The organism is Streptomyces sp. NPDC089919, assembly GCF_040684615.1.
Lineage (GTDB): Bacteria > Actinomycetota > Actinomycetes > Streptomycetales > Streptomycetaceae > Streptomyces.
Genome location: NZ_JBFBGK010000043.1, coordinates 13,102 through 26,765, shown reverse-complemented (window position 1 = coordinate 26,765; position 13,664 = coordinate 13,102). Strand labels below are relative to the sequence as shown.

At 72.8% G+C, this 13,664-nt stretch carries 10 protein-coding genes; 6 read left to right on the top strand and 4 right to left on the bottom strand.

The features are described from left to right. Window positions 1-50: 50 nt before the first annotated feature. The gene (locus AB0O40_RS18930; RefSeq protein ID WP_365042494.1) at window positions 51-917 is read left to right on the top strand and encodes a serine protease; all 867 of its coding nucleotides are present in this window, start codon (window positions 51-53) and stop codon (window positions 915-917) included. A gap of 81 nt (window positions 918-998) precedes the next feature. Here the strand turns inward: AB0O40_RS18930 and AB0O40_RS18925 are convergent, their stop codons facing one another. After that, window positions 999-1,229: a hypothetical protein gene (locus AB0O40_RS18925; protein WP_150206969.1), complete on the bottom strand. Its 231-nt coding sequence runs from the start codon at window positions 1,227-1,229 to the stop codon at window positions 999-1,001. A 447-nt stretch (window positions 1,230-1,676) separates the two neighbouring features. Here AB0O40_RS18925 and AB0O40_RS18920 point away from each other — a divergent pair, with 447 nt between their 5' ends. The 3 genes from AB0O40_RS18920 (at window position 1,677) to AB0O40_RS18910 (ending at window position 6,110) form a co-directional block, all read left to right on the top strand. Then, window positions 1,677-3,794, top strand: a complete 2,118-nt coding sequence (locus AB0O40_RS18920) for a DNA topoisomerase IV subunit B (protein ID WP_365042491.1) — start codon at window positions 1,677-1,679, stop codon at window positions 3,792-3,794. A 163-nt stretch (window positions 3,795-3,957) separates the two neighbouring features. Next, window positions 3,958-4,512 carry a DUF485 domain-containing protein gene (locus tag AB0O40_RS18915; protein WP_365042488.1) on the top strand — a complete coding sequence of 185 codons (555 nt, stop codon included), beginning with the start codon at window positions 3,958-3,960 and terminating at the stop codon, window positions 4,510-4,512. Next, a complete protein-coding gene (locus AB0O40_RS18910; RefSeq protein ID WP_365042485.1) occupies window positions 4,509-6,110 on the top strand; it encodes a cation acetate symporter in 1,602 nt (533 codons plus the stop codon). The genes AB0O40_RS18915 and AB0O40_RS18910 overlap by 4 nt, the downstream gene beginning before the upstream one ends. 18 nt (window positions 6,111-6,128) lie before the next feature. On the opposite strand, the gene AB0O40_RS18905 is transcribed toward AB0O40_RS18910, so the two are convergent. Further along, window positions 6,129-6,812, bottom strand: coding sequence for a response regulator (locus AB0O40_RS18905; protein ID WP_365042482.1), 684 nt, complete (start codon window positions 6,810-6,812; stop codon window positions 6,129-6,131). Beyond that, window positions 6,809-8,368 carry an ATP-binding protein gene (locus AB0O40_RS18900; protein ID WP_365042479.1) on the bottom strand — a complete coding sequence of 520 codons (1,560 nt, stop codon included), beginning with the start codon at window positions 8,366-8,368 and terminating at the stop codon, window positions 6,809-6,811. Before AB0O40_RS18900 ends, AB0O40_RS18905 begins: the two co-directional genes overlap by 4 nt. Before the next feature lie 182 nt (window positions 8,369-8,550). On the opposite strand from AB0O40_RS18900, the gene AB0O40_RS18895 reads away from it, so the two are divergent. Then, window positions 8,551-9,642 carry a GTP-binding protein gene (locus tag AB0O40_RS18895; protein WP_365042476.1) on the top strand — a complete coding sequence of 364 codons (1,092 nt, stop codon included), beginning with the start codon at window positions 8,551-8,553 and terminating at the stop codon, window positions 9,640-9,642. Window positions 9,643-9,679: 37 nt separating this feature from the next. On the opposite strand, the gene AB0O40_RS18890 is transcribed toward AB0O40_RS18895, so the two are convergent. Then, window positions 9,680-12,133 carry a DNA topoisomerase IV subunit A gene (locus AB0O40_RS18890; RefSeq protein WP_365042474.1) on the bottom strand — a complete coding sequence of 818 codons (2,454 nt, stop codon included), beginning with the start codon at window positions 12,131-12,133 and terminating at the stop codon, window positions 9,680-9,682. A gap of 172 nt (window positions 12,134-12,305) precedes the next feature. Between AB0O40_RS18890 and AB0O40_RS18885 the strand changes: the two genes are divergently transcribed. After that, window positions 12,306-13,661 carry a pitrilysin family protein gene (locus AB0O40_RS18885; protein ID WP_365042471.1) on the top strand — a complete coding sequence of 452 codons (1,356 nt, stop codon included), beginning with the start codon at window positions 12,306-12,308 and terminating at the stop codon, window positions 13,659-13,661. Window positions 13,662-13,664: the final 3 nt, after the last annotated feature.

Here is a 13,664-nt window from a genome sequence, read left to right as displayed (position 1 = left end):
GTCATCCCACTCTGGGTTCAGTCGTGCACACCCTGAGTCAGGAGGCCCCCATGCGTCATCCCTTCGCCCGTTCCCTGGCGGGAGTGCTGACCCTGCTGGCCGGGGCGGCCGTGGCACCCATAGCGGGGGCCTCGTCGGCGGTCGCGGACGGCGTGGTCATCGGCGGCCGGCCGACGCGCGCCGCCGACAGTCCCTGGGTGGTGGCGCTCGCCAGCCGTGACCGGTTCGGGGGTACGCGGGCGGGACAGTTCTGCGGGGGCGTGGTGGTGGCGCCGACCACCGTGCTGACCGCGGCCCACTGCCTGGCCCGGCAGGTGCTGGGCGGCCCGGCCGAGTCGGTGCGGGACTTCCGGGTGATCGCCGGCCGGACCGCGCTGCGCGCCGAGGACGGTCAGGAGGTCCGGGTGCGGGCGGCCTGGACCAACCCGGAGTACGACCCCTACACGAACGCGGGGGACCTGGCGGTGCTCACGCTCGCCGAGCCGGTGCCCGCGCGGTACGTGCTGCCGATGGCCGGACCGGGGCACCCCGGCTACGCCCCCGGTGCGGAGGCGACGGTGTACGGCTGGGGGGACACGAGCGGCTTTGGTGACTACGCGTACGAGCTCCGTGGCGCTCCGGTGACGGTGCTCGGGGACGAGGCCTGCGAGGCGGCGTACCCCGGTGACGCGACCGGGCGCTTCCTGTCCCGGGCCATGGTCTGCGCAGGGCACCGGGAAGGGGGCCGGGACGCCTGCCAGGGCGACAGCGGAGGTCCGCTGGTGTCCCAGGGCAGGCTCATCGGACTGGTGTCCTGGGGGCGCGGCTGCGGCCGCGCGGACAGCCCGGGGGTCTACACCCGGATCGCCCCGCTGATCGGCGCGGTCGAGGCGCGGATGGCGGCCGTGGCCGGCCGGGCCGCCGGGCCCCGGGCATGAGGACGGGCGGCACCCCTGGGTCGCAGGGGTGCCGCCCGTCGACCGGTCGCTACCGGTCCTGGCTCGTCGGGATGCGAGGTGTCAGCGTTCCTCGGTGTCGGCGCTGGCCGGGGCGGTCGTCAGCCGCTCAGTCTCATCCTGTATTTCCGCGGCGATCTTCTTGAGTTCCGGCTCGAACTTACGCCCGTGGTGGGCGCAGAAGAGCAGTTCACCGCCGCTCATCAGGACGACGCGCAGATATGCCTGGGCGCCACAACGGTCGCATCGGTCAGCGGCCGTCAGCGGGGTCGCGGGGGTCAGAACAGTAGTCACGTCGCCTCTTCTCTAGCTCGACGAGCTGTCGTACCAGGGTCAACATCCAACCAGGCCGAAAACGTTCCCGCTCGCGGCTTTCCCTCGGAACTTCTTCCCGAGGCCGGTCGGCTGCTGCCGGTTGGCGGCGAAGGTGCCGTATTGCATTGCTTTACGGTTTCGCGTGGTCAGGTAGCTGCTTGTCGCAAGGTAAGTCCTCCCCGGCTGGCTTGCCGGTTGTGCATGAGGACGTGCCCGAACCCTAAATGGTTCATGCCTGGAAGGGAACGTGATGTTTCCTTCACTCCATCGAGCTATCGAACACCCATGCGACTCTGCACTAGGCTGAAGAAGCGTCGAGGGTGGCGTTGCACGGGCTCTACCAGGCCTCGGTACCCTCAGACCGGCTACCGAGCCACTCCTGAGCCCGACCGGGCCAGACCAGAAATTCAGCGAGGAGCGAACTGCGTGACCGCCGACACGTCCGTGCCTTCGAGCGCGCTGCTGTCCGGAGCAGACCGGGACGGCTCCAACTACACCGCGCGGCACCTGCTCGTCCTCGAGGGGCTCGAGGCCGTCCGCAAGCGTCCGGGCATGTACATCGGCTCGACCGACAGCCGTGGCCTGATGCACTGCCTCTGGGAGATCATCGACAACTCCGTCGACGAGGCCCTGGGCGGCTACTGCGACCACATCGAGGTGATCCTCCACGAGGACGGCTCGGTCGAGGTCAAGGACAACGGCCGCGGCATCCCCGTCGACGTGGAGCCCAAGACCGGCCTGTCCGGCGTCGAGGTCGTCATGACCAAGCTGCACGCCGGCGGCAAGTTCGGCGGCGGCTCCTACGCGGCCTCCGGCGGTCTGCACGGCGTCGGCGCCTCCGTGGTCAACGCCCTCTCCGCCCGGCTCGACGTCGAGGTCGACCGCGGCACCACCCACAGCATCAGCTTCCGCCGCGGCGTCCCCGGCATCTTCACCGAGCAGGGCCCCGACGCGCCCTTCGACCCGGGCAGCGGCCTGCGCAAGGGCAAGCGCGTCGCCAAGGGCCGCACCGGCACCCGCATCCGGTACTGGGCCGACCGCCAGATCTTCCTCAAGGACGCCCGGCTCTCGCTGGAGACCCTGTACCAGCGCGCCCGCCAGACCGCCTTCCTCGTGCCGGGCCTGACCCTCGTCGTCCGGGACGAGCGGGCCATCGACGGCGCCGGCAAGACCGAGGAGGTCTTCCGGTACGACGGCGGCATCAGCGAGTTCTGCGACTACCTCGCCGAGGACAAGGCCGTCTGCGACGTCCTGCGGCTGACCGGCCAGGGCACCTTCAAGGAGACCGTCCCGGTCCTCGACGACCGCGGTCACATGACCCCCACCGAGGTCACCCGCGAGCTCGGCGTGGACATCGCCCTGCGCTGGGGCACCGGCTACGACACCAACCTGAAGTCCTTCGTCAACATCATCGCCACGCCCAAGGGCGGCACCCACGTCTCGGGCTTCGAGCGCTCCGTGACCAAGACGGTCAACGAGGTCCTGCGCGCCGCCAAGCTGCTGCGCGTGGCCGAGGACGACGTGGTCAAGGACGACGCGCTGGAGGGCCTGACGGCGGTCGTCACGGTCCGGCTCGCCGAGCCGCAGTTCGAGGGCCAGACCAAGGAGGTGCTGGGCACCTCCGCCGCCACCCGCATCGTGGCCGCGGTGGTCGCCCGCGAGCTCAAGGCCTTCCTGACCTCCACCAAGCGCGACGACAAGCAGCAGGCCCGGGCGGTCCTCGAGAAGATCGTCGCCGCCGCCCGCACCCGCATCGCCGCCCGCCAGCACAAGGACGCGCAGCGCCGCAAGACCGCCCTCGAGTCCTCCTCGCTCCCAGCCAAGCTGGCCGACTGCCGCAGCGACGACGTCGACCGCAGCGAGCTCTTCATCGTCGAGGGCGACTCCGCGCTCGGCACCGCCAAGCTCGCCCGCAACTCCGAGTTCCAGGCCCTGCTGCCGATCCGCGGCAAGATCCTCAACGTCCAGAAGTCGTCCGTCTCGGACATGCTGAAGAACGCCGAGTGCGGCGCGATCATCCAGGTCATAGGGGCCGGCTCGGGCCGCACCTTCGACATCGACGCGGCGCGGTACGGCAAGGTCATCATGATGACCGACGCCGACGTCGACGGCTCGCACATCCGGACCCTGCTGCTGACCCTCTTCCAGCGCTACATGCGTCCCATGGTCGAGGCCGGCCGGGTCTTCGCGGCGGTGCCGCCGCTGCACCGCATCGAGCTGGTCCAGCCCAAGAAGGGCCAGGACAAGTACGTCTACACCTACTCGGACAACGAACTCCGCCAGACCCTGCTCGAATATCAGCGCAAGGGCATCCGCTACAAGGACGCCATCCAGCGCTACAAGGGCCTCGGCGAGATGGACGCCGACCAGCTCGCGGAGACCACCATGGACCCGCGCTTCCGCACCCTGCGGCGGATCAACATCGGCGACCTCGACTCCGCCGAGCAGGTCTTCGACCTGCTCATGGGCAATGAGGTCGCCCCGCGCAAGGAGTTCATCACCAGTTCGGCGGCGACCCTCGACCGCTCGCGCATCGACGCCTAGGCGCCCGGCTCCGGACCGGCCCGGCGGCCCGTCCGGTATCCGGAGCGCGCTTCACCCCATCACCTGATGGGGTGAAGCGCACCGGTACACCAGTCCGGAAACCATCCCTTCCGCACATCCTTGTGGGCACGCGGCCAATGCGGCGGCGGACAAGGAGAGTTCGGTGGAGAAGCACGACGGGAGCGATGCCGGAACGATCCGGCTGGACGATCCCTGGTACGACGCGCTGGCCTCCGGCTGGGGGGAGGGCGAGGAGCCGGGCGCACCCGTCCGGCAGGCCGCCCCGGCCACCGGACCCGCCGCCGCGCAGGGCCGCCCCGCGGTGGCCGACATCTACCTGGAGGTCCACCGCAGTGCGGCCTTCCAGGAGGTCCGGAGCCGCTACCGCCGCTTCGTCGTCCCCGGCGTCCTCGCCTTCTTCGGCTGGTACGTGGCCTACGTCGTGGCCGCCGTCGCCGCGCCGGGGCTGATGGCCCGGCAGGTCGTCGGCGCGGTCAACGTCGCCCTGCTGGCCGGGCTCGGCCAGTTCCTCTCCACCTTCCTGCTGACCTGGGCCTATGCCCGGCACGCCCGGCTGCGCCGGGACCGGGCCGCACTCGACCTGCGCTGGACGGTCTTCGAACAGGCCCGCGGCCAGGAGCGGGCCGCCGCGACCGGCGGGACCCCCGGGCCGGCCGGCGGCGAGGGCCGCCCCGCGGAAGCGGGGGACGCCCGGTGAGCGACCAGAGCCTCGCCCTCGTCCTCTTCAGCCTCTTCGTCGCCGCCACCCTCGCCATCACCACCTGGGTGAGCCGCAACCGGCACGGCTCCGCCGAGGAGTTCTACGCCGGCGGCCGGCTCTTCTCCCCCCTGGAGAACGGTTTCGCCATCGCCGGCGACTACATGTCCGCCGCCTCCTTCCTCGGCATCTCCGGCCTGATCTCGCTGTTCGGCTACGACGGCCTGCTCTACTCGGTCGGCTTCCTGGTCGCCTGGCTCGTGGTGCTCTTCCTGGTCGCCGAACTGGTGCGCAACTGCGGCCGTTTCACACTTGCCGACGTGGTCGCCGCCCGGATGAGCGAGCGGCCGGTGCGGATCGCGGCCGGCACCTCCTCGGTCACCGTCTCGGTGCTCTACCTCGTCGCCCAGATGGTCGGCGCCGGCTCCCTGGTCGCCCTCCTGCTGGGCGGCACCGGCGGTGCGGTCCGCGCCTGGACCGTGGTCGGGGTCGGCGCGCTGATGGTCGTGTACGTCTCCTTCGGCGGGATGCGGGCCACCACCTGGATCCAGATCGTCAAGGCCGTCCTGCTGATGGGCGGGGCCATCGCCCTCACCGTGCTGGTGCTGCTCCGCTTCCACGGCGACTTCAACCGGCTGCTGCTCGGCGCCGCCGAACGCAGCGGCCACGGGCGGGCCTTCCTCGCACCGGGGCTGAAGTACGGCGGGGGCTGGACCGCCCGGCTGGACTTCCTCAGTCTGGGCCTCGCGCTGGTGCTCGGCACCGCCGGGCTGCCGCACATCCTGTCCCGCTTCTACACCGTGCCGACCGCGCGGGCCGCCCGCCGGTCCGTGGTGTGGGCCATCGGCCTCATCGGCGGCTTCTACCTGATGACCATCGTCCTCGGCTTCGGCGCGGCGGCCCTGGTCGGGCCCGACGAGGTCCGCAGGTCAAGTGCCTCCGGGAACACCGCCGTCCCGCTGCTGGCCAAGTTCCTCGGCGGCGACGGGATGGGCGGGACCATCCTCTTCTCGTTCGTCGCCTCGGTCGCCTTCGCCACCATCCTGGCCGTGGTCGCCGGCATCACCCTGGCCTCCTCGGCCTCCGTGGCCCACGACCTCTACGCCTCGCTCCGGCGCACCCGGCGCCGGGCCCACGGCCGGGCCGCCGCGCCGCGCAGCGAGGTGACGGTGGCCCGGGTCGCCGCGGTCGGCATCGGGGCGGTGGCGATCGGCCTGGGGCTGCTGGCCCAGGACCTGAACGTCGCCTTCCTGGTGGGCCTGGCCTTCGCGGTGGCCGCCTCGGCCAACCTGCCGGTGCTGCTCTACTCGCTCTTCTGGCGGGAGTTCACCACCCGGGGCGCGGTCTGGTCCGTCTACGGCGGGCTGGTGCCGGCCGTCCTGCTGGTGGTCTTCTCCCCGGTGGTCTCGGGCAGCCCCGACTCGCTCTTCCCCGGTGTCGACCTCCAGTACTTCCCCCTGCAGAACCCGGGCCTCGTCTCCATCCCGCTCGGCTTCCTCGCGGGCTGGCTGGGGACGGTCACCTCGCGCGAGTCCGCCGACGAGGCCCGGCACGCCGAGACCGAGGTCCGCTCGCTGACCGGCGCCGGTGCGGTCTGACCGGCGCGGCCGGGGCGGTCAGGCGCCCGTGGGCACCCACACGTACCGGTGCTCGGGCCGGCCCGTCTCCCCGTACCGCAGGCTCAGCCGGACCCGGCCGGTGCGCTCCAGCAGCTTCAGGTAGCGCTGGGCGGTCTGCCGGCTGAGCCCGGCGCGCTCGGCGATCTCCTGGGCCGACACGTCCCCGCCGGCCGTCAGCAGCACCTGGCGGACCAGTTCGGCGGTGGTGGGGGAGTGCCCCTTGGGCAGGCCGACCGGGGCGGCGGCGGTGGCGAGCGTGCCGAAGATCCGGTCCACCTCCGCCTGCTCGGCCTCGCCGCCCCCGGCCAGAGAGCGGCGCAGCGCCGCGTACCCCTCCAGCTTGGCCCGCAGCCCCGCGAAGTCGAACGGCTTGACCAGGTACTGGAGCGCCCCCAGCCGCATCGCGGCCTGTACGGTCGCCAGGTCCCGGGCCGCGGTCACCATGATCACGTCGGTGTGCCGGCCCCGCTCGCGCAGCCGCCGGACCAGGTCGAGGCCGGTGCCGTCCGGCAGGTACTGGTCGAGCAGCACCAGGTCCACCGCCACCTCCTCGACGAACGCCAGCGCCGCGGCGACCGAGGCGGCCGCCCCGACCGTGCGGAAGCCGGGCACCTTCGCCACGTACGCGGCGTTGATCCGGGCCACCCGCGGGTCGTCCTCCACCACCAGCACCTCGATCACCGCAGCGCCTCCGGCAGCTCCACGCGGAACTCCGCACCGCCGTCCGGGGCCTCCCCGGCCCGGGCGCTGCCGCCCTGCCGCTCCGCGAGGCGCCGGACGAGTGCCAGGCCCAGGCCCCGGCGGCCGCCGTGGGCCGGTGGCTGCTTGGTGGACCAGCCGTCGGTGAAGACCTCCTCGCGCCGGGCGGCCGGGATGCCCGGACCGCTGTCCCGGACCTGCACGACCACGCCCTGCCCCTCGGCCCGCAGCTCCACCTCGACCCGGGCCGGGGCCGTGCCCGCGACCGCGTCCAGGGCGTTGTCGACGAGGTTGCCGACCACGGTGACCAGGCCGCCGGGGTCCACCAGCCGGTCGGGCAGCTCGGTGGCGCCGGCCAGGTGCAGGGTCACGCCGCGTTCGGCGGCGACGGTGGCCTTGCCGACCAGCAGCGCGGCCAGCAGCGGGTCCCGGACCCGTTCGGTGATCTGCTCCGCGGTGGCCCGGTGGCCGCCGGTCACCTCGGCGATGAACTCCGCCGCCTCCTCGTGCAGGCCGAGCTCCAGTAGGCCGAGGAGGGTGTGCAGCCGGTTGGCGTGCTCGTGGTCCTGGGCCCGCAGGGCCTCGATCAGACCCCGGGTGGAGTCCAGTTCGCGGCCCAGCCGCTCCAGCTCCGTGCGGTCCCGCAGGGTGGCCACCGCACCGCCGTCCTCCGTGGGCATCCGGTTGGCGACCAGGACCCGGGGGCCCCGGACGGTCAGCAGGTCCGTGCCGGTGATCCGGCCGGCCAGCACGTCGGTGGTGCGACCGGCGCCCAGCACCTCGTCCAGCGGCCGGCCGGCCGCCCCGGCGGTGAGCCCCAGCAGCCGCTGCGCCTCGTCGTTGACCAGCCGGATCCGGCCGGCGGCGTCCAGGGCGACCACGCCCTCGCGGATCGAGTGCAGCATCGCCTCGCGCTCGGCCAGCAGACCCGAGATGTCGGAGAAGGCCAGGTCGCGGGTCTGCCGCTGGATCCGGCGGGAGATCAGGTAGGCGGCCAGGGCGCCTGCGGCCAGGGCGGCGCCCGCGTACGCCAGCAGGCCGGGTATGGCCGAAAGGAGCCGGTCCCGGACGCTGTCGTAGGCGATGCCGACCGAGACCGCGCCGACGATCGTGCCGTGGTCGTCGCGGAGCGGGACCTTGCCGCGGGCCGACCGCCCCAGGGTGCCGTCGTCGATCTCCATGACGTCGTGGCCGGCCAGGGCCTCGGCGGGGTCGGTGGAGACGTGCCGGCCGATCCGGCCCGGGCTGGGGTGCGAGCGGCGGATGCCGCGGCGGTCCAGGACCACGACGTACTCGGCGCCGGTGGCCTTGCGGACCCGCTCGGCGGCGCGCTGTACGGGGCCGTCGGCGGCGGCGGGGGTGGTGCGGACCGCGGTGGCCAGCGCGGGGTCGGCGGCGGCGCTCTGGGCGATGGCCAGGGCGCGGCGCATGGCCTGGTCGTCGAGCTGGGCGCTGAGGGGAGCCAGGAAGAGGCCGGTGGCGAGGACGGTGACGCCGGTCGCGATGCCGAGCTGGGTGAGCAGCACCTGGGAGAACATGCGCCGTGGGCGCCTCGGGCGCCGGGGGCGGGGGGTGGGCATGCCTGTGACCGTATGCGGGCCCCGGCCGTTGCGGTACCGGCTCAGGCTGTGGCGTCCGCCCCACCGCTGCCGTCGGCCGGCGGCTGACCGCCGTACCCGGCCCGCCCCGGGTGCCGGGCCGGGTGGCTACCATCGGCCGGGTGAACAGCAGGCAGCCCATTCCCGTCGTCGTGCTCGCCGGGTTCCTCGGATCCGGCAAGACCACCCTCCTCAACCACCTGCTGAGGAGCAGCCGGGGCACCCGGATCGGGGTGGTGGTCAACGACTTCGGCTCGATCGAGATCGACGCGATGTCCGTGGCCGGCCAGGTCGGGGACTCGATGGTCTCGCTCGGCGGCGGCTGCCTGTGCTGCGCGGCCGACGCGAGCGAGCTGGACGCCTTCCTGGAGAAGCTGGCCGCGCCCGCGCACCGGATCGACGTGATCGTCATCGAGGCGAGCGGGCTGGCCGAGCCCCAGGAGCTCATCAAGATGGTGATGGCCAGCGAGAACCCGGCCATCCGCTACGGCGGGACGGTCGAGGTGGTGGACGCGGCCGAGTTCGACGCGACCCGGCTGCGGCACCCCGAGACCGACCGGCACCTGGCCGTGGCCGACCTGGTGGTGCTCAACAAGACCGACCGGGTCGACGCGGCCGAACGCACCCGGATCGAGGGGCTGCTCGGCGGGCTGTGCCCCGGTGTCCCGGTGGTGGCCGCGGACCACGGGCGGATCGACCCGGAGCTCCTTTTCGACCGCCGGCCCTGGAGCGAGACCCGGGGCCAGCTGTCCTTCGAGGACCTGCTCGCGGAGGACGCGGACGAGGGTGCGCACGCGCACGGCGGGGACTGCGGGTCCGGCTGCCCCGGCGGGCACCTGCACCACGGCTACGACAGCACGGAGTTCGTCAGCGAGCAGGCACTGAGCCCGCGCCGCTTCATCGACTTCCTCGACGCCCGCCCGGCCGGCCTCTACCGCATCAAGGGATTCGTGTACTTCGGCGTCCCGGGCCACGAGGAGAAGTACGAGGTCCACGCCGTCGGCCGCTTCCTGCGCTTCACGCCGGGGCCCTGGGGCCGCGGCGAGCAGCGGGTCAGCCGGCTCGTGCTGATCGGCTCGGGCACCGACGGCGGGGCGCTGGCCCGGGGGCTGGCGGCCTGCCGGGAGCCGGCGCCGCAGGGGACCCCGCCCGAGGCGATGTGGGCCGTGCTGCGGTACGTCCCCGAGCCCGGGGACGTACCGGCCGAGGGCTGAGCCCGGGCCCGGCCGGAGCCGGGCCCGGGGGCCGCGGCTACAGCGGGGCGCCCGCCACCACGGCCACCGCCGTGGGCAGGGCCGTACCCGAGCCGTCGCGGCGCGGGTCGGGGGCCGGCAGCTCGACCGGCGTGCCGTTGGCCGTGGCGGCCCGCGCCGGGGCCGCGCCCGCCCAGGCCAGCACCAGGACGTCCTCGCCCTTCAGGAAGCGCTGGCAGCGCACACCGCCGGTGGCCCGGCCCTTGCGGGGGTACTGGTCGAACGGGGTGAGCTTGGCCGTGGCCACCGAGTCGTCGAGCGTGCCGTGCGAGCCGGCGACGCTGAAGACGTACGCCTCGGCGCCCGGGTCCACCGCCGAGAAGTGCAGGACCTTCGCGCCCTCGGTGAGCTTGATGCCGGCCATGCCGCCCGCCGGACGGCCCTGCGGGCGCACCTGGCCCGCCGGGTAGCGCAGCAGCTGGGCGTCGTCCGTGATGAAGACCAGGTCCTCCTCGCCGGTGCGCAGCTCCACCGCGCCGACGATCCGGTCGCCGTCCTTGAGCGTGATCACCTCGAGCTCGTCCTTGTTGGCCGGGTAGTCCGGCACGACGCGCTTGACCACGCCCTGCTCGGTGCCCAGCGCCAGGCCCTGCGAGGTCTCGTCGAGCGTGGTCAGGCAGACCACCCGCTCGTCCGGCTCCAGGGTGGACAGGAACTCCGAGATCGGTGCGCCGCCCGCGAGGTTGGGTGCGGCGTGGGTGTCCGGCAGCTGGGGCAGGTCGATCACCTGGACCCGCAGCAGCCGGCCCGTCGAGGTGACCGCGCCGACCTCGGCCCGGGCGGTGGCCAGCACCGACGAGACGATCGCGTCGTGCTTGGCCCGGCCGCCGTCACCGGCCGCCAGCGGGTCGCCGGTGACCGTCCGGGCCAGCAGGCCGGTGGAGGACAGCAGCACCCGGCACGGGTCGTCCGCGACCTCCAGCGGCACCGCGGAGACCGCGGCGCCCGCCGACTCCAGCAGGACCGTGCGCCGGTCGGTGCCGAACTTCTTCGCCACCGCGGCCAGTTCGGCGGAGACCAGCTTGCGCAGCTCGCCGTCCGAGTCGAGGATCCCGGTCAGCTCGTCGATCTCGCCGGTCAGCCGGTCGCGCTCGGACTCCAGCTCCAGCCGGTCGAACTTGGTGAGCCGGCGCAGCGGGGTGTCGAGGATGTACTGGGTCTGCACCTCGCTGAGCGAGAAGTGCTCGATCAGCCGCTGCTTGGCCTGCGCGCTGTTCTCGCTGGAGCGGATCAGGCGGATGACCTCGTCGATGTCGACCAGGGCCACCAGCAGGCCCTCGACCAGGTGCAGCCGGTCGCGGCGCTTGGTGCGCCGGAACTCGCTGCGCCGGCGGACCACCTCGAAGCGGTGGTCGAGGTAGACCTCCAGCAGTTCCTTGAGGCCCAGGGTCAGAGGCTGGCCGTCGACCAGCGCGACGTTGTTGATGCCGAAGGACTCCTCCATCGGCGTCAGCTTGTACAGCTGCTCCAGCACGGCCTCCGGGTGGAAGCCGTTCTTGATCTCGATGACCAGGCGCAGGCCGTGCGCGCGGTCGGTGAGGTCCTTGACGTCCGCGATGCCCTGGAGCTTCTTGGAGCCGACCAGGTCCTTGATCTTCGCGATGACCTTCTCGGGGCCGACCGTGAAGGGGAGTTCCGTGACGACCAGGCCCTTACGGCGGGCGGTGACGTTGTCCACGGTGACGGTGGCGCGGATCTTGAAGGTGCCGCGGCCCGTCTCGTAGGCGTCCTTGATGCCCTGCAGGCCGACGATCCGGCCGCCGGTGGGCAGGTCCGGGCCGGGCACGAAGCGCATCAGCGCCTCCAGGTCGGCGGCCGGGTACCGGATCAGGTGCCGGGCGGCCGCGATGACCTCGCCGAGGTTGTGCGGGGGCATGTTGGTGGCCATGCCGACCGCGATCCCGGAGGCGCCGTTGACCAGGAGGTTCGGGTAGGCCGCCGGGAGGGCGACCGGCTCCCGCTCCTGGCCGTCGTAGTTCGGCGTGAAGTCGACGGTGTCCTCGTCGATCGACTCCGTCATCAGGGAGGTGGCGTCGGCCATCCGGCACTCGGTGTACCGCATGGCGGCCGGCGGGTCGTCGTTGCCCAGCGAACCGAAGTTGCCGTGGCCGTCGACCAGCGGGAGGCGCATGGAGAAGGGCTGGGCCATGCGCACCAGGGCGTCGTAGATCGACGCGTCGCCGTGGGGGTGGAGCTTGCCCATCACCTCGCCGACCACGCGGGCGCACTTGACGTATCCGCGGTCGGGGCGCAGGCCCATCTCGTTCATCTGGTACACGATCCGGCGGTGGACCGGCTTCATGCCGTCCCGGGCGTCGGGCAGGGCGCGGGAGTAGATCACCGAGTACGCGTACTCGAGGAAGGAGCCCTGCATTTCGTCGACGACGTCGATGTCGAGGATCTTCTCCTCGAAATCCTCCGGCGGCGGGGTCTTCGTGCTGCGGCGGGCCATCGCTGCTGCGGCTCCTCGTGCTCCGAGATCTGGGTATGACGCGGTCCATTGTGGACCGCTCCTCTGACAACGCCGACGGCGACCCGGGGGACTCGGGAACTTCTCCGGTGACCGCTGCGCTTGCATACAGTGGCAGGACTCTCTCCTCAGCGATCGAAGGGATCACATGCCCATGGGTCACACGGCCACCGCCGAGGCCGCTTCCGGCGGCCTGACAGCGACCGAGCACCGGCTGGCCAACGGCCTTCGCGTGGTGCTCTCCGAGGACCACCTGACCCCGGTCGCCGCGGTCTGCCTCTGGTACGACGTCGGCTCCCGCCACGAAGTCAAGGGCCGTACCGGCCTGGCTCACCTCTTCGAGCACCTGATGTTCCAGGGCTCGAAGAGCGTGCCCGGCAACGGCCACTTCGAGCTGGTCCAGGGCGCCGGCGGCTCGCTGAACGGCACCACCAGCTTCGAGCGGACCAACTACTTCGAGACCATGCCGGCGCACCAGCTCGAGCTGGCCCTGTGGCTCGAGGCGGACCGGATGGGCTCGCTGCTGTCCGCCCTGGACGACGAATCCATGGAGAACCAGCGCGACGTCGTCAAGAACGAGCGCCGCCAGCGGTACGACAACGTCCCCTACGGCACCGCGTTCGAGCGGCTGACCGCCCTCGCCTACCCGGACGGCCACCCGTACCACCACACCCCGATCGGTTCGATGGCCGATCTGGACGCCGCCTCCCTCGAGGACGCGCGCACCTTCTTCCGGACGTACTACGCCCCCAACAACGCGGTGCTGTCCGTGGTCGGCGACATCGACCCCGAGCAGACCCTCGCCTGGGTCGAGAAGTACTTCGGCTCCATCCCCTCGCACGACGGCAAGCAGCCGCCGCGGGACGGCTCGCTGCCCGACGTCATGGGCGGCCAGCTCCGCGAGGAGATCGTCGAGGAGGTGCCGGCCCGGGCCCTGATGGCGGCCTACCGGCTGCCCCACGACGGCACCCGCGAGTGCGACGCGGCCGACCTCGCGCTGACCGTGCTCGGCGGCGGCGAGTCCTCGCGGCTCCACAACCGCCTGGTCCGCCGCGACCAGACCGCGGTCGCCGCCGGCTTCGGCCTGCTGCGGCTGGCCGGTGCGCCCTCCCTGGGCTGGCTGGACGTCAAGACCTCCGGCGGGGTGGAGGTGCCGCGCATCGAGGCCGCGGTCGACGAGGAGCTGGCGCGGTTCGCCGCGGAGGGCCCCACCGCCGAGGAGATGGAGCGGGCCCAGGCCCAGCTCGAGCGCGAGTGGCTGGACCGGCTGGGCACGGTTGCCGGCCGGGCCGACGAACTCTGCCGCTTCGCCGTGCTGTTCGGCGACCCGCAGCTGGCCCTGACCGCCGTCCAGCGGGTGCTGGACGTCACGGCCGAGGAGGTGCAGGCCGTGGCCGCCGCCCGGCTGCGCCCCGACAACCGCGCGGTCCTCGTGTACGAGCCGCTGCCCGCCGCCGAAGAGGGCGCCGACACCGGCGCCGACGACGATGCCGAAGGGGCTGACCAGTGACCG

What these genes read in the sequence shown, in the direction of transcription:
- AB0O40_RS18900 (WP_365042479.1), bottom strand. Translation starts at nt 8,368, where the DNA reads ATGTTCTCCCAGGTGCTGCTCACCCAGCTCGGCATCGCGACCGGCGTC.
- AB0O40_RS18885 (WP_365042471.1), top strand. Translation starts at nt 12,306, where the DNA reads ATGGGTCACACGGCCACCGCCGAGGCCGCTTCCGGCGGCCTGACAGCG.
- AB0O40_RS18930 (WP_365042494.1), top strand. Translation starts at nt 51, where the DNA reads ATGCGTCATCCCTTCGCCCGTTCCCTGGCGGGAGTGCTGACCCTGCTG.
- AB0O40_RS18890 (WP_365042474.1), bottom strand. Translation starts at nt 12,133, where the DNA reads ATGGCCCGCCGCAGCACGAAGACCCCGCCGCCGGAGGATTTCGAGGAG.